The following is a 15,996-nucleotide window of genomic DNA, read 5'->3' as shown; positions in this document are numbered from 1 at the left end:
ACGGTCAGAAGCGAACCGTCACGCCTGCATTAACCGAATGGAAGCGCGTGTCGGTGCCGAACTGCCCTTGGTAGGACAGGTCCAGATCGGTCTGCCTGTTCAAGCGCAGTTTCGCGCCCACTTCAGTCAACGCGGTGTCGCGCGTTTGAGCGACGCCCTGCACTTCGAAGTTTGGCCCACCAGCGAAAGACTGGACGTTGCGCGGGTCCAGGTCACCGTAGGCACGTCGCCATCCTACTGAGCCGTAAACCTGCGTATTGACGTTCGCCACATTGATGCTCGACGACGCGCGCAGACCCAGTGTCGAGAAGAAGGTGTCCTGTTTATCGCTGGACACGTCCAGTGCGGCTGGTCCGCCTTTTTCGTGCAGATCTTTTGCGTCGTAGCGCACGTAGGAAAGGCCGGCGAAAGGCTCCAGAGCCATGCTGCCGACCGGTATGCGGTAGGCCGCTTCACCACTTGCCTGCAGCGACTGGGCATTGCGTTTGCCGGTCAAGTGATCACTGAATCCGGCAAACGCCACGTTCCGCTCACTTTCCAGCTTGTGCCAGGTGTAACCGACGTCAGCACTGAGGCGCAGGGCATCGATCTGACCACCGGTGTAGAGGCCCAGATGATAGTTGTCGCTGTGGCCGTCGGCATCGCGGTCATCGGCGTCGAACTTCGAACGGCTGTACCCGGCGTAGACGCCACCGCGCCAATCCGGTGTGAAGCTACCGTCTGCCCCGAACAGCAGGCCGCCAGTGCTTTGGTGCAGACCACCGGCACCGTTATTGCCGCTTGTCTTGGTCCAGTTGCCGAATGGCTGCACCCAGGCGCCGTTTTGCGTGGTCGGTGTGCTTGGCATCAGATTGAGTGCCATGGCTGGCATGCGCAATGTTCCCGTATCCAGCAGATTACGCATACGAGTGCCCAGCACTCCCGATACCACCTGGCTATTAGCGATCAGGGCTGTCGAGGTACTGCCGAGGTAGTCGCCAGACAGTTGATCGGCTGCGTTGCGAGCGCTTTCGGCATCCAGAACCAGCAGGTTGTTGTAGAGGCGCAGCGGCTCACCGCTTTGCTCGAGTACGCTCAGCGCGCCAGCGGTATTGAACTGGTTTTGAGTCAGCATGACCGTCTGAAAGATGCCCGGAGCAGGTGCGGGTTCTGGAGTGGGCGTAGGTGTAGGCTCTGGTGTCGGTGTCGGTGTCGGCTCAGGAGTAGGAGTTGGCTCCGGTGTCGGTGTTGGAGTTGGAGTTGGCTCAGGAGTAGGAGTTGGCGTAGGTGTCGGCTCTACGCTTTTTTGCTCGATGGTGAGGTTCAGATCATTGGCGGTGCGCTGCAGTCCGACATTCAGGAACGCCGAGTTGGTCAGCGCCTGGGCATAGGCGGTGCCTGCGGCGGCACCGTCGACCACACCGCCCTGAGCAGAGAGCAGGGTGTAAGTCCTGCCGCTCTGATAGCTCTGCGCAGGATCCAGCGCAGTGACGTTGACCTGCGTACCGCGCAGTGTGGCTGTGCCGCTTACGTTGATCTTGTCTGCTCTACCGTCGCCTGCGATGTCCGCGGCGTAACGTGAGCCTGCGGCCATGTCGAGGTCGCCTTGTATGGCCAGCGCACCTATGGCGCTTTCGCCGGGCGACAGAGTACCGCCGGAAGCTACCTGCGTAGTACCCACCTGACCGACGCCGGCCAGAACACCGCCGTCCAGTACCTGGGCGCTGTTGGTATAAGTCCCGAATTCGGTGCGCCCGGCAATACCATTGACCACCAGGGTGCCATTGCCTACGTTAAACCGCGAAAGGCTTTGGGTGGTGGCTGTATTGCCGCGCTGATTGACCTGGTCGACGTTCCCCGACAGCACCAGTCGCCCACCGCGCACAACGACGCTGCCGGCCAGCCCGGTAAGGTCGCCGCTCAATGTGGTGTTGCCGTTGAACGCATACACTCGGCCCGTTCCGTTCAGCGTGTTGGCAACCTGCAGATCAGTATCGGTATGGTTGAACGCCAAATGCCCCCCGTTGCCGGTGCCGAAATTAATGGCGGTTTGCGGGTCCAGTCGGCCGGCCGCCTGAGCTGTTCCGGCAGTCGTCGAATCGATATCGGTACGGTTGGGGTCGGTCACGACCGGACCGCCCACAGCAAGCGTGCCGCGTGTCGGATTGTTGATGCTGCTGATGGTGCTGATGAGAATACCGTTGGTAGAACTCAGCTCGGCACCGTCGGACAGCGTCAGGTAAGTGCGAGAGTCACTGGTGCCGAGCGTCATGCTTTGCGCTGCCAGGCGGGTGCCTTGTCCGGAAATACTCACCTGATTGCTGCGGCCGATGATGGCCGAACCCAGTAAGAGCGAGTCGGTGGTCAGTACTGCGCCGTTATCGAGAGTAAGGTTGTTTCTGTTTCTGAACGCGCCACTGTTGTCCCAGCGGGTTCCGGCGCCGGAAAGATTGACGACGGAGTCGATGTCTACCTGCTGGCTGTTGATCTTGCCGCCATCATTGGCCGTTATGCTCGACCTGTAGACAAACACCCCACCGGCTTCGATATTGACCGCGTCGACCAGGGAGTTCTGGCCACTCACCAGCAACTGCGCGTTTGAAAATGCGTTGGAGCGGGAGCCGTTGACTTCACCCAGATCCAGATCCCGCACCGACACCTGACCCCCGTTGCGCACGTTCAGGTCGCCTTGACCGACCCCACCGACAACGATCGTGTTACCCAGTACAAATGAGGTACGCGGTACTACCCAGCGCGAACCTGCCCCTTCAACCACAACATTGGCCTGAGCCATATTGACGCCGGTTCTGCTGGCCTGGCCAACGATGCTGCCACCTTCGCTGGTCACGGTTGCGCCGCTGTTGATTGTCAGGGTAGAAGTGTTGCCGTCAGTTGCATTGACGTCGATCGCGCCATCGATCAAACGGTCGCTGTTAAAGGTTTCCTGACCATTGGTAAGAACGTAATCCGCTGCCTGAGCATCTGGAAGCAGTGCAAGAGTAACCGCAAAAGCAAGCGGGGATAGTTTGAATAAGGGGTTCATAGCGACTCCAGATACTCCATAAAAACCACAAGGGGTGGCTGCCAGCCCTGAGGGCTTAGGCGTTTCCGTTCGGCGGGGTGCCAACAACGGGAGTATTGAGAGGCGAAGGTTGAATGGAAATAGCACGCATGTACTAGTGGCACGTACGCGTATGTACTAGTGGCACATATTAATGCCTGGGTTGATCAGTTAGTCAGGGATGACGTAGTGCATCTGTACTATTGATATTCTGTTACGCCGTGACTACGGTTGCGTGCGAAATTATTCGACGTTAATTATTTAAATAATGAGTGGCAGCGTTAGGTGTCTGGTGTGCCAGTCAGTGGAGTGTATGAATGAAAAGTGTAGCCTTGTTTCCGTTGATTCTGGCATTGTCGGGGTGTGCGGGTCTTGATCAGGCCATGTCAATGACCAATGGCGTTCTTGATCAAACAGGTGATGTACTGAGCGGGGATTTCAGAGGACTGGCTGAGGCCAGAGAAACAACCTTGACAGAAATATGGCGCGATTGGCAGACCAATGAGGTTACCGCGAAAGAAAAATGGGACGCTCAAACACTGATCATTCCTGGCGTCGTACAGCGCATTACTAAAACCGGGACGGCGGTCGGTCAGAATCAGATTGCGGTCATCTTCAGCGATCCGTCCAATCCCAAATGCACGGGCCAGGGCTTGACCCGCGATGACCTGTTGGTCAACAAGAAAAAAATAAGCAGCTTCAAGAAGGGCGACAGGGTTCTTGTGAAAGGTGTGTTGGGCACCAGTGAATCAAAGTGGACCGACAATGATGCTTGCTGGCTGTCTTTTGACAAAGCCGAATTCACACTTCAGAAATAGAAGCCGTCAGCATAAAACCCGGACAATGTCCGGGTTCTGTAAGCCGCGCATTGATAACGCTGTCAGTTCTGCCAGGTTGTGTAATAAACCGGAATACCCCGCGAGTTGGTGATGGATGCATAATTGAAACCTGGCGCAAACGACTCTCCGCCTGCGAAAGTGTAACCAAATGCGCTGAATTCAATACCACCGCCGACCTGGCTCAACTCGGTCTCGTTCAGCACTCGAAGTGCTGGTCCGGCAGGAAGGGCATCATGTGCCTGTTGTGGGTTCACTGCTTGAGTCATGGCGTTGTTTCCTCTGAAAGGGTCATTGATAAATCAGGGCTTCCGTACCGTTGAACGACGGAAGACAACACCATTAAAGTCACCGATTACAAACACCTCAATAGCACAAATGAGCTACTTGTTAGTGTGTATTTTGGCCATTAGTTCATGTGTGCTATTGAGGTTACTTGTCGTCAGGGCTGTAATACGTCGCCCGTTTGTGGTGCCTGTTTTATGGAGCATTCCTGATGATTGAAGCGATGGTCATTCATGCTCTTTCGATCTGAGGCGCTTGATGCGCAAAAGCGCAGTACGTTGGGGACGGTTTTGCTGGTCAGTCCATTGTCGATGAGGCTGGCCGCTGCGGTGGCGTTGCTGTTTTGCATCAGCATGGGCCTGTTCCTGACCTTCGCCACCTACACCAAACGTACAGCCGCAAGCGGCGTACTGCTGCCTGAAACCGGCCTGATCAGGATCTACTCACCACAAGCTGGCGTGATCACCCGGCTCGACATCGTCGAGGGGCAACACGTTACAGACGGTGCCGTGCTGATGGCCTTGTCCAGCGACACACAAAGCGGTGAGGCGGGTGGCGCGCAACGGGCGATCAGCCTGTCGATCAAACGTCGTCAGGAAAGCCTCGCTCAGGAAATCGACGAGACGCTCGCTCTGCATCTTCAGGAGCTGGAGGGCAAGAAACGTCAGGTCGCGGCGCTTGAAACCGAGCAGCAGAAAATACTCGCGCAAATCGACCTGACGCGTCAGCGGCTGGCTTTGACCAAGGGCCTTGCCGAGCGCTACGCCAACCTGCAACGTCAGGACTACGTGTCCCGTGACCAGCTTCAGGAAAAACAGGATGCAGTTCTGGACATGCGCTTGCGGAGCGAAGAGCTGAATCGCTCGCTGCTCACGGTGCGTGCCGAAAGCACCAGGCTGCGGGCGGAACTGGTCGAGCTGCCGTTCAACCAGAGCAAGCAGCTTGCCGATCTGCGACGCAGGCTGGCCGAGAATCAGGACCGCTTGATCGAAAGTGAAACCAAACGAGAGATTTTCATCACCGCACCGACGCTGGGTGAGGCCACGGCGATCGCGGTCTCCAATGGATCACGAGTCGACAGTACGCGACCGTTACTGAGCATTGTGCCTGCCGACGCAAAACTGCACGCCGAACTGTATCTGCCCAGCCGCTCCGTGGGGTTCGTGCGCACTGGTGACACGGTGATGTTGCGTTACCAGGCCTATCCCTATCAGCGCTTTGGACTGCAACCGGGCACCGTGTCATCGATCTCGCGTACCGCCTTGCCGGCCGATGAAGTCATGACCCTGGGCAACGTCTCTGAGCCGATGCGTGAGCAGGGACCTTTCTACCGGGTCACGGTTGCCCTGGCGTCTCAAACCATCGACGGCCAGGGCATGCACGAGCGCTTGCGTTCCGGCATGCAACTGGACGCCGACATCATGCAGGAAAGGCTGCCGCTCTATGAATGGATGCTGGAGCCTTTGCGCGGAATAGGAAAGCGGCTTTGAACCTGAGAAATACCTTCGCTTTTGGTGTGGGGAGAAAGCTGCCGGTTGTGCTCCAGGCCGAAGCCACTGAATGTGGCTTGGCGTGCATGGTCATGATCGCCAGCTATCACGGCCAGCACAGTGACCTCTTGTCGTTGCGGCAACGTCTCTCGCCCTCAATGAAAGGGGTCAACCTCAAGCAACTGACCCACATGGCTGCGCGGCTCGGGTTGGGCAGCCGTGCGTTGCGGGTCGAGCTGAATGCGCTCGGTCAGTTGCAGTTGCCCTGCGTGCTGCACTGGAACTTCAACCATTTCGTAGTGCTCAAGGAGGTCAATGCACGCGGTGTGGTGGTGCATGATCCGGGGCGTGGCCTGTGCAAGCTGACGCTTGACGAGGTGTCGGCAGCATTTACCGGCGTGGCACTGGAGTTGTGGCCGGAAAGTGATTTTCAGCCCGCCGCTGCACAGCCGCCGATCCCGCTGCGCAAACTGCTGGGGCGAGTACAGGGCTTTGGCCGGGTGCTGACGCAGGTGCTGCTTCTGGCCCTGGCGCTGGAGCTGTGTACCATCCTCAGTCCGTTTTTCATGCAGACCGTTATCGACAAGGTGCTGGTCAGCGCAGACCTGGACCTGCTGACGGTGCTGGCGATCGGCTTTGGCCTATTGCTGATCATTCAGCACACCGTTGCGCTGGCCCGTGCATGGGCGCTGATGTACCTGGGCACGATGCTCGGGTCACAGTGGCAGATCAATGTCTTTACCCATCTGCTGCGCCTGCCGGTAGCATTTTTCGAGCGTCGTCATCTGGGCGATATCGTCTCGCGCTTCGGTTCTCTGAAGGCCATCCAGCAGACCGTTACCACATCGTTCATTGAGGCCCTGCTGGATGGGCTGATGACGGTCGTCACGCTGGGGCTGATGATTGCCTATAGCCCGAAGCTGGCGCTTGTTGCAGTGGTGGCGATGATTATCTACGGCCTGGCGCGCTGGATCTGGTTCGGGCCGTTGCGGCGTGCCAGCGAAAACCAGCTGGTCCATGCTGCTCGCCAACAGTCGCACTTTCTGGAAAGCGCGCGCGGCGTGCGCACCATCAAGCTGTTCAATCGGCATGAGCAGCGTTGCAGTGCCTGGAGCGCTTTACTGGTCGAGGAAATCAATGCCGGTTTGCACCCGCAAAAACTGCAACTGGCCTATCGGGCCTTCAACGGCGTGCTGTTCGGGCTGGTCACGATCATTGTTATCTGGATGGGTGCCAGACTGGTTCTGGAAGGGCAATTCAGCGCCGGTATGCTGATTGCGTTCAACTCGTACAAGGAGCAGTTCAACGGTCGGGTGGCTGGTCTGATCGACAAGATTGTCGACGTGATCATGTTGCGCCTGCACGGTGAGCGGCTCGCCGACATCGTGCTGCACGATGCCGAGCCGATTGCCGGTCCGGATACGTTCGATGACGCGTGCAACGACAGGGTGCCCAGCCTTGAAGTACGGCAATTGCGCTTTCGCTATTCCGAGCATGAACCGTATGTGCTGGACGACGTGTCGATTCATATCCGCGCAGGCGAATCGGTAGCCATCGTCGGTCCCTCGGGTGGCGGTAAAAGTACCTTGCTCAATGTCATGCTGGGCATTCTGGCGCCCTGCGCGGGCAGTGTTCTGCTGGATGGCTTGCCGGTCGGGCCGGAAAACATCGGCAGGCTGCGCCGTATCACCGGTACTGTGCTTCAGGACGATGTGCTGTTCGCCGGTTCCATCGGCGACAACATCAGTTTTTTCGAGACCGGTGCCGATCAGAAATGGATCGAGCAATGCGCGCATCTAGCTGCAGTCCACGATGATATAGCGCAGATGCCGATGGGCTATAACACGCTGGTGGGCGACATGGGCACGGTACTGTCCGGTGGGCAGAAGCAAAGGCTGCTACTGGCCCGCGCCCTCTACAAGCGCCCGCAACTCCTGTTTCTCGATGAAGCGACCAGCCACCTGGACATCAACAGGGAAGCCGCAGTCAATCAGGCGCTGCAAACGTTGAACATCACCCGCATCATCGTTGCCCACCGTCCGGAAACCATCCGCACGGCGGATCGGGTCGTGGCACTTGCGCAAGGCCGGGTTGCCTACGACGGCCCGGTGCTTAACGAGGCTCCTTCAGCGTGAGGCGGCGGGGCATGATTCGTTGCGCTGGCTGGCAGTGCCTGTTGAGCGCGTTCGGCCTGTTAATGGCGTCGTTGTGCCTGGCCGATGCTCGTGTGGACGCGTGCCCCGGCTCCAGTCGTCTGCCAGACGCATTGAGTCTGGCAACGGCCGTGTCTGTTGCGCTGTGTGCCGACCCGAAATTGCGTGAGGTTTGGCTGACCGAGCTGGCACGGCAGGCTGACCTGGATGCCGAGCATTCGGCTTACTATCCGACCGTGCAGGGGCAGTTTCAAAAGGGGCGGGCTGGCAAGACCACGCGCTACCCGGGTTTTCCCGAAGCTGACTCCAGGCTGAACTCCAATACCAGCGTCTACGGCCTCAACCTGAGCTGGGTATTGTTCGACTTTGGCCTGCGCGCCGCCAAAGTCGAAAGCGCCCGGCAGTTATTGAATGTCGCCAGTAGCAGCCGGATCGAAGAGGTGCAGAAGTCGATGCTTGCCACCGCCCGGGTTTTCTATCAAGTGCAGGCGAACATGGCGTTGCTACACGCCAGAGTCAGCGCCGAGCGTCTGGCGGCCAACAGTCTGAAAGCCGCTGACGCAAAGTATCGCGAGGGTGCCGGCGAGCAGACGGATCGTCTCCAGGCTCAATCCAGTTATGCCGAAGCACAATTGAACAGGGTCATGGCGGAGGGCGATCTGGCGGCGGTACAAGGCGAGTTGGCCAGCCAACTGGGGCTGTCGCCATCAGCACCGCTCAAGCTGGTTGAACTGGATGAACCCGGGGCTGATGAAGGGGTGTTTCTGGGCAACGTCAATAGTTTGATGGAGCAGGCCAGAGCGTCCCATCCGGCTATCGAAAAGGCCCGCGCCGACTGGGCGGCAAGCCAGGCCAAGGCCGATGCGGCAAAAGCTCAGGGGCTGCCGACGGTGTCGCTGTTCAGCAATTACAGCCGTCAGGACACGCCTATCGAGCAGGTTTCAACCCGTCAGGAGGTGAACACTTGGACTATCGGTGTGCAAATCACCGTGCCGATTTTCGATGGCTTTCTCAATCGGCGCAGAGCGCGGGCCGCCAGTTACGAAAGCGCCGCCCGCGAACAGGCCCTGCACGAGGTTGAAAACAGTATTGCGCTCAGTGTCTGGAAGAGTCGACAGACCCTGGAGTCCAGAACAAGGGCGCTGGCAATCAGTCGTCTTTTTGTCGAGAGTGCCAGCAAGTCTTACGAAATTGCCCAGGGTCGTTACAAAGCAGGCGTTGGCAGTATTCTTGAGCTTCTGCGCTCGCAAAACGATCTGAGCGCGGCGACCCAGAAACGCGTGGAGTCTCTGGTCAACTGGCATAACGCCAAGCTGCAATTGGCATCTGACCTTGGCAGCCTGAACATCGGCGACTGATGCCGTCACAGGCCCCGGGTGATCGACTGCATGGACGCAAGAATGTACTGCGCTCGCTGCACAACGAGGTGCATCCATGAAAGACCGAAAGAAAAACGCTGAACTGGATCAGGCCACATTGCGGTTGATCGTGGCGACGTTTGCGATCAGCTATGTATCGTTGATTGGTCTTCTGCCGGGGCTCAAGGTTGCCACCTATCAGCCCATCATTTTCTACTATGCGGGCTTTCTGGTGGTTTCTCTGGTCTTGCGCCAGCACATCATCAGCTATCCAGGTGTATTTGCGTTGCGCCGTGTATTCGGGATGGTGCATGACTACACTGCCATTTCCGTCGGACTGATCGTTGGCGGGGAGGCAACACTGCCGGTTTTCAGCGTGATGGTCTGGGTCACTCTAGGCAACGGAATGCGCTTTGGTTCGCGATATCTTGCAATTGCGGCGTCCCTGGCCTTGTTGGCGATACTGGTCATCTATCAATTGACGCCGTACTGGCAGGCGCAGCCATTTATGGTCCTGATGCTCGTCGCCGTCACTATTCTGGTGCCTGGCTATGCGCACATTCTGTTGGTGAGGGCTCGCGAGGCGTCAGAGCAGGCGACCGTGGCCAATCGCGAGAAAGAGCGGTTTCTGGCTCAGGCCAGTCATGACCTGCGCCAGCCCATCCACTCCATCGGCATGTTTACCGCTTGCCTGCGGTCCAGCCCGCTGGGCGATTATGAGCGTCAACTGGTCGATAATATCGATCGCTCCCTGCACAACGTGTCGCAGCTGTTTCGCTCGATTCTGGATATTTACACGCTGGACAGCGGCAAGGTTTCAGCCAAGTCGGATGTGGTCAATCTGGGTGACATGCTCAATGAAGTCGCTCATCAGAACACTGCCGCTGCCCGCTGGGCCGGTGTAGAGCTTCGGGTGCGACCTTGTCGACGCTGGGTCAGGGTCGATGCCACGTTGCTCGCCACGATGGTGCAGAACATCATTTCCAATGCGCTCAAATATGCCCCTGATCACCCGGTGCTGATCGGTGTGCGCAGCCATGCGGGGCGTCTGTCGATCAGTGTGTATGACCGGGGCCGGGGTATTGCTGCGGAACATTTGCCCAGGGTCTGTGACGAGTTCTACCGCATCCGCCATGTGCGCGACAAAGACGTGGAGGGCGTCGGGTTGGGGTTGTCCATCGTCAAAAGGCTCAGCCAGATTCTCAATGTGCAAATCGCGATTGTCTCGCGAATAGACCGCGGGACTACGGTCACCATTCATGGGCTTGAAGAGGTGAGCGCGCCTGTTCGGGTGGTACCCAAGAAGGCATTGGGCGAGAGCCTGCTCAAAGGGGTCAGGGTGTGTCTGGTGGAGGACGACCAGAACGTTCTGATGGCCACCGCAGCGCTGCTTGAAAGGTGGGGATGCGAAGTGCAGACCGCCCGATCGGCGGAGGGGCTCACCACTCATTGCGACATTATCGTCGCTGATTACGATCTGGGCACAGTGGCCAATGGTCTGGACTGCATCGAGAGTATACGAGCTGCCCGTGGCTGGGATGTGCCTGCGCTGATTGTTACCGGGAGGGAAGTGGAAGTCGTGCTTGAGTCAATGCAGGGCGCGGAAGTGTCAGTGTTGTCCAAGCCGTTGCGGCCTTCGGAACTGCGTCTGAACCTGCTCTCGATTCGCGAGCGGCGAATGAGTACTCCCTGACCTGCGTGCATACGGGCCAGGGAATAACGGGGCATCAGGCAGTAATGAATGGCCCGCGAATATCCGACGGCGGGGGCACGTCAGGGATTGGATACACGCAGATCGGGTCCGGTTTGATCACACCAATGCCAGGCACCGGCATGATGGTGAAATCGGCACCACCGGAGACGCTGTACATCTCGGCGTCGGTCAGTACATGAGCATGAACCGAATAATTGTCGACGGTGGTTCCAGTGGTTTTCTGATTGCGGATAATCATGTCAAACCTCGTGGTCGTTATTGAAAAATACTATAAACCAAGTGGGCGGTCGGGCGGCTTGATCCTCGTGTGCAATCGGTTGTATCCAGGCGCTGGCGGTCTGTGAGTTTTGCAGCCGGACCAACCGTTGCAAGAGGTTAAATGATCAAGTCATTCATCATGAGTCTGGGCTGGTCAGGTTTCCTGCCGACGCCGAGCGGTGGCGGCCAGCGCTGTAAACATGCCGGCAAGGCCAATGTAATGCCATTGAAAATCAATACTGGCGGCAATAAGAAACGCGAGCGCTGCCAGCCAGAACAGTCTCGACGAATTGACGGTTTTCCCAAAGAGCTTATGACGATCGGGCATCATAATGTTCTCCTGTTTTCCCGGTAGGTGCCTGCACTGCGCTGCCCACCCGAAATGGCAAGGCGTGTTACTGCGCCATCTGGTAGGTCTGAAAGGCGTCAATCGCGCTGGCCCCTGCCACGCCGACCAATATGACACCCGCACCGACCGCAGTCACCGGAGCCAGCGCCGTTGCAGCGGCCACTACGCCGATGGCTGCCACGCCTTCTCCTACTGTCATACCTCCACCGATCTGTGCCAGTTCTTCATTATTGAGTTCGCGCATCATTAATTCCTTATTCATTTGAAATCACCTGTTTGTCGTGTTATTTCAAAGTTTCTGGTCAGTAAGCCATTAGCGAATTACAGGCATTTCAGTCATTGCCTGATAAGTGTTAGTGGCCGTTACAATACTTAACCAGTGCGCAGGCTAAAGAAATAGTACAGGTGTGCTAAGACAGTGGCTTAATATTAAAAGGCTATTATTGTGATGCGTTAGTATGTTGTGCTGCAGCGGTGGATTGAATATTTGCCCAGTCTTCGATCAAACCGTCATACAGCTCGACGCACTGTTGAAGTTTGCTGACCTCACAATACTCATCCACCTTGTGGGCCATGCTCGGCTCTCCCGGGCCGAGAATAAGAGTGGGCGGGTGACCGACGGCGGGTAGCAGCACAGCGGCATCGGTAAAGTAGGGCACGGTCTGTGCCTGCAAAGGGGCGTCATGCAAAGCCTGGCAGCGGGCAAAAACCTGTCGGACCCAAGGCTCGTCGGGATCGGCGCAAACACCAGGCAAATCAATCAGGGTACTCAACTCTGCACCGTTGCCCAGATGCGCTGCTAATCGCGTGCGGATCTCATCATGGTCCAGATTCGGCGCTGTACGCAGGTCGAGGGTGAACTCTGCGTAGTCCGGGACCGAGTTGATGTTCAGGCCTCCACTGATGGTGCCGATGTTCAGGGTGGGCTTGCGCATAAGGTGATGGGCCGGGCCCACCTCAAAGGTCTGTGCGCGGTCGATATGTCGGGCGGCCAGATAGATGGCATTCACGCCTTCTTCCGGCATTGCTCCATGCGCCGTAAGACCGTGGCTGGCGCAGCGTAGCCACAATGCGCCCTTGTGCCCGAGTATCGGATAGTTGGCAGTCGGTTCGCCGACCAGCAGTGCGCCGAGTTCGCCAAGCAAATGGGGAGCGTCCGTGCACAGTGCGTGGGCGCCATCACAGCCGGTTTCTTCTCCGCCGGTGAGCAACAAGCGAACGCCCGGGCCGCGCTGAATGGCGGCACGGCTGCGCTGGCAGGCCACGATGAAGGCGGCAATGCCCGCTTTCATGTCGCTGGATCCTCGCCCGTACAGCCGGCCGTCGGCAATCTCACCGGCAAACGGCGAGTGACTCCAGGTGGCATTGCCGAGCGGTACGGTATCCAGGTGGCCGGTGAACCCCAGCGGTTTGCCGGGGCCGTCGCCCTCAAGCCAGGCGACCAGATTGAAACGGCGCTCACCGAAACGCTGCAGCTCGCAGACAAAACCGTGGCGGCTCAGCTGCTCGGCAAGAAAAGCCGCACACGCTTCCTCGTCGCCCGGCGGGTTGAGGGTCTGGAACGCTAACAGTGCCCGGGTCAGGGCTATCGGGTCATCGAGCATCGGAGCCTCCGGTCAGGTACGGCGGGTCAGCCAGTCGAGGCTGTTGATCCAGAAGCGGCGATAGCCTTCCCAGTCGAGAAAAGCTTCCGGCAGCCAGTGTTCGGAAAGGTCGCTGGTCCAGGCCAGCGTGCGACCTGCACCGACTTCACGCGCGGCAAGCAGCGGGTGCCGAGAGCCTTCGACGGTGGCCAGCAATTGAGCTTCGGGATGCAACTCAACTTCGTTGTAGCCAAGCAGGTACGGCCATTCGCCGCCCAGGCCTTGCAGTATCGGGTGATCGCTGTTGATCTGCGGCAGAAAGCCTTCCGGCACTTCGACACGATCGTCGTAAGGCAGGCAGCGCACAGGCAAGACTTCCTCGACAGGCGTTCCGCGGTAGCGCGCGCCGCCATTGATGCCTTGAAAGCTGAAGTAGCCGCCGACCATCATCAATGCACCGCCCTGCAAGACGTATTCGCGAAGGGCTTTGAGGCGGTTGGGCGTACGCTTGCCACGCAGCCAGGTGTCCGGGTGCAGCAGCAGGGTATTGGCTCCGATGTCGGAGAGGATCACCGCCTGATACTGACTGAGTGCTTCAACCGTGGCCGGAAAGTTGATCTGTGCCTGATCGGCGCACATCTGCGTGATCTGATAGTCGCTGTCTGCCATCGCCGCAAGCAAACGCCGTGCGCCATTGTGCGCGGTGACGCTGTCGAACTGATCGAAGCCCTTGATGTGGGTTGACGTGCTGACCCATGATTCGCCAGCCAGCAATACGGACTGTTTCATGACGTTGCATTCCTCTGCGATGAAAAAGGAGCCTGGAAGCCGCGCTGGAAGACCCGGCGCGGGTTGTCGATCAAAAGGTTTTCGAGTTGTTCACCGGTAACGCCATGACGGCGCAGGCGCGGGACAAAGTGTTTCAGCAGGTAGCCATAACCATGGCCGCCATAGCGAGTCAGCATGGTTTTCAGAAAGACGTCCTGAGACAACAGCACCTGCGAGCCGAAGCCGTGCTCGATCAGGGCGACGATGGCCCGCGCGTTTTCTTCATCGCTGGGCGACTGCGCGTGCTCGTCGGCGAAGTAGTAACCCATGCCGATCATGTCGTATTCCAGAAACGCGCCGCGTGCCGCCAGCGCATGCTGATACGCAGGGTCGCTGTGGCTCGGGTTCATGTGGCACAGCACCGTATGGCGCAGGTCGGCGCCTTCAGCCTCAACGATGTCCAGTACCCGGTGGCCGAGGCGTTCCCAGCCCGGCAGATGCACCGAGAGCGGTACGCCGGTCGCGGCACTTGCACGGGCTGCGGCACGCAGTGATTTCTCTTCGTCAGCCGTAAATGCGGCAGAAACACCAATCTCGCCTATCAGGCCGGCAATGACCTCCGGCTTTTCCTCGCCACCGCCCACGTCATGAATGATCTGCTCCGCCAGTTGTTCCACCGAGCGTTCGCGCACGTAATGCGGGTGCGAGGGCTCCAGATAGAAACCGGCACCCATGATGATATTCAGGCCGGTCAGACGGGAAATCCGCTGCAAGGCCTGCGGGTCGCGGCCGATGCCCAGGTTGGTCGGATCGACCACCGTTTCCCCGCCCAGCGCCCGGTACTTCAGCAGTTCTTCGCACGCGAGGTCGACATCGAACAACTGACAATTGTCGCGGCTGACCAGCGGGTTCATGTGCAGCTCGCCGAGCAGTTCGATGCTCACCGGGCGCTCGGCCAGGTGCCGTTCGCCGCAGCAACTGGGTGCGACCCATTTGCCCGATGCGTCGAGCAGAATGTGTTCGTGCATCAAAGTGGCGCCAAGGCGCTCGACCGGCATTGGCCCCAGCACCGTCATGGCATGGCCGCTGTCGACGCCGAGTGGAAGGGGTGAAGGATGACGAAACAGGCTCATGCTCCAGCCCTCCCGAGTGGACGACCGGTGCGCAGAATGCGTGTGTTAAGCCAGATTGCCAGCAGCACGATCAGCCCGGTGGCAATTTGCGTGTAGAACGGTGAAATGTGGGCCAGAATCAGCCCGTTCTTGATCGCGGCCATGGTCAGGGCTCCCAGCAGCGTGCCGACGATCGTGCCGAAACCACCAAACAGACTGGTGCTGCCAAGCACCACGGCGGCGATCACTTCCAGTTCAAAGCCTTCACCCTGATTCGAAGAGCCGCTGCCTAAACGCGCCGTGACAATCATGCCCGCCAGCGCCGCTGCCATACCGCTGAGCATGTACACCCGCAGCAGTACGCCCCTGTGGTTTACCCCCGCCCGGCGTACACTTTCGGCGTTGGCACCAATGCCGGTGAGGTAGCGTCCGAAACGCATTTTGCCGAGCATCAACGCCCCGCCGAGCGCCGTCAGGAGGGCCAGCCAGGCGGCCAGCGGCACACCCAGAAACCATCCGCGCCCGAGGCCCAGAAACACGGTCTCTTCGCGTGGTACGGGAATTGAGTAGCCTTGTGTCAGCAACATTGCCAGGCCGCGAATGATGGTCAGGGTAGCGAGGGTGACGATAAACGCCGGGATGCCCGCATAGGCAATGAAATAGCCGTTCAACGCGCCGATCATAGCCCCCACACCAAGCCCGCCGACAAGTACCAGCGGCCATGGCAGGTGCCAGGCATTGAGCGCCATGGCTGCCAGCGCCCCGACCAGGGCCAGCGTCGAGCCCACGGACAGGTCAATGCCGCCGGTGGTGACTACAAGCGTCATTGCCACGGCGACGATCAGTAACGGGGCGTTCTGGCGAATGACATTAAGCAGGTTTGCACTGCTCAGGAAGTTGTCGGTCACCAGTGTGAACAGCACCAGGCACAGGGCGAAAAACAGGCCGATGCTGACCACGCCGGGGAAATCGTGCAGCACGCGCTTGAGCCGGGACTGAGGCAGGATAGGTTGGCGTGTCAGGTCGAGAGTGTTCATGAAGTCGTGTCCT

At 58.7% G+C, this 15,996-nt stretch carries 14 protein-coding genes; 5 read left to right on the top strand and 9 right to left on the bottom strand.

What is annotated here, in order from left to right:
• Positions 1-4: 4 nt before the first annotated feature.
• Complete coding sequence (locus RYC18_RS13525) at positions 5-3,022, bottom strand: autotransporter domain-containing protein (RefSeq protein ID WP_010196168.1); 3,018 nt, start codon at positions 3,020-3,022, stop codon at positions 5-7.
• A gap of 335 nt (positions 3,023-3,357) precedes the next feature.
• Between RYC18_RS13525 and RYC18_RS13520 the strand changes: the two genes are divergently transcribed.
• The gene (locus RYC18_RS13520) at positions 3,358-3,858 is read left to right on the top strand and encodes a hypothetical protein (RefSeq protein ID WP_004663667.1); all 501 of its coding nucleotides are present in this window, start codon (positions 3,358-3,360) and stop codon (positions 3,856-3,858) included.
• Positions 3,859-3,920: 62 nt separating this feature from the next.
• Here the strand turns inward: RYC18_RS13520 and RYC18_RS13515 are convergent, their stop codons facing one another.
• Complete coding sequence (locus RYC18_RS13515) at positions 3,921-4,145, bottom strand: hypothetical protein (RefSeq protein WP_005782644.1); 225 nt, start codon at positions 4,143-4,145, stop codon at positions 3,921-3,923.
• A 249-nt stretch (positions 4,146-4,394) separates the two neighbouring features.
• On the opposite strand from RYC18_RS13515, the gene RYC18_RS13510 reads away from it, so the two are divergent.
• The 4 genes from RYC18_RS13510 (at position 4,395) to RYC18_RS13495 (ending at position 10,855) form a co-directional block, all read left to right on the top strand.
• Entirely contained in the window at positions 4,395-5,651 is a 1,257-nt protein-coding gene (locus tag RYC18_RS13510; RefSeq protein ID WP_029240900.1) for an HlyD family secretion protein, read from the top strand.
• Positions 5,648-7,786 carry a peptidase domain-containing ABC transporter gene (locus tag RYC18_RS13505; RefSeq protein WP_316886238.1) on the top strand — a complete coding sequence of 713 codons (2,139 nt, stop codon included), beginning with the start codon at positions 5,648-5,650 and terminating at the stop codon, positions 7,784-7,786. Before RYC18_RS13510 ends, RYC18_RS13505 begins: the two co-directional genes overlap by 4 nt.
• A gap of 11 nt (positions 7,787-7,797) precedes the next feature.
• Positions 7,798-9,162 (top strand): TolC family protein, encoded by a 1,365-nt coding sequence (locus RYC18_RS13500; RefSeq protein ID WP_046832872.1) that lies wholly within the window; start codon positions 7,798-7,800, stop codon positions 9,160-9,162.
• Positions 9,163-9,238: 76 nt separating this feature from the next.
• Positions 9,239-10,855, top strand: coding sequence for a hybrid sensor histidine kinase/response regulator (locus RYC18_RS13495; RefSeq protein WP_005745448.1), 1,617 nt, complete (start codon positions 9,239-9,241; stop codon positions 10,853-10,855).
• A 34-nt stretch (positions 10,856-10,889) separates the two neighbouring features.
• Here the strand turns inward: RYC18_RS13495 and RYC18_RS13490 are convergent, their stop codons facing one another.
• The 7 genes from RYC18_RS13490 to RYC18_RS13460 form a co-directional block, all read right to left on the bottom strand.
• Entirely contained in the window at positions 10,890-11,114 is a 225-nt protein-coding gene (locus RYC18_RS13490; RefSeq protein ID WP_316886237.1) for a hypothetical protein, read from the bottom strand.
• 174 nt (positions 11,115-11,288) lie between these two features.
• On the bottom strand, positions 11,289-11,465 hold the full coding sequence (locus RYC18_RS13485; RefSeq protein ID WP_005745449.1) for a hypothetical protein: 177 nt from the start codon (positions 11,463-11,465) through the stop codon (positions 11,289-11,291).
• A gap of 64 nt (positions 11,466-11,529) precedes the next feature.
• Positions 11,530-11,727 (bottom strand): hypothetical protein, encoded by a 198-nt coding sequence (locus RYC18_RS13480; RefSeq protein WP_005745450.1) that lies wholly within the window; start codon positions 11,725-11,727, stop codon positions 11,530-11,532.
• Positions 11,728-11,923: 196 nt separating this feature from the next.
• A complete protein-coding gene (locus tag RYC18_RS13475) occupies positions 11,924-13,087 on the bottom strand; it encodes a M20 family metallopeptidase (RefSeq protein ID WP_316886236.1) in 1,164 nt (387 codons plus the stop codon).
• Between the two features lie 12 nt (positions 13,088-13,099).
• Entirely contained in the window at positions 13,100-13,855 is a 756-nt protein-coding gene (locus RYC18_RS13470) for a glutamine amidotransferase (RefSeq protein WP_005782651.1), read from the bottom strand.
• Positions 13,852-14,967, bottom strand: coding sequence for a phosphotriesterase (locus RYC18_RS13465; RefSeq protein ID WP_005745454.1), 1,116 nt, complete (start codon positions 14,965-14,967; stop codon positions 13,852-13,854). Before RYC18_RS13465 ends, RYC18_RS13470 begins: the two co-directional genes overlap by 4 nt.
• Positions 14,964-15,983, bottom strand: coding sequence for an ABC transporter permease (locus tag RYC18_RS13460; RefSeq protein ID WP_005745456.1), 1,020 nt, complete (start codon positions 15,981-15,983; stop codon positions 14,964-14,966). The genes RYC18_RS13465 and RYC18_RS13460 overlap by 4 nt, the downstream gene beginning before the upstream one ends.
• Between the last annotated feature and the right edge of the window lie 13 nt (positions 15,984-15,996).

Origin of the sequence: Pseudomonas syringae group sp. 247E2, assembly GCF_032587795.1 — a bacterium.
GTDB lineage: Bacteria > Pseudomonadota > Gammaproteobacteria > Pseudomonadales > Pseudomonadaceae > Aquipseudomonas > Aquipseudomonas amygdali.
Note: the sequence above shows the minus strand (reverse complement) of the source record. Positions and strands in the feature narration are given on the sequence as shown.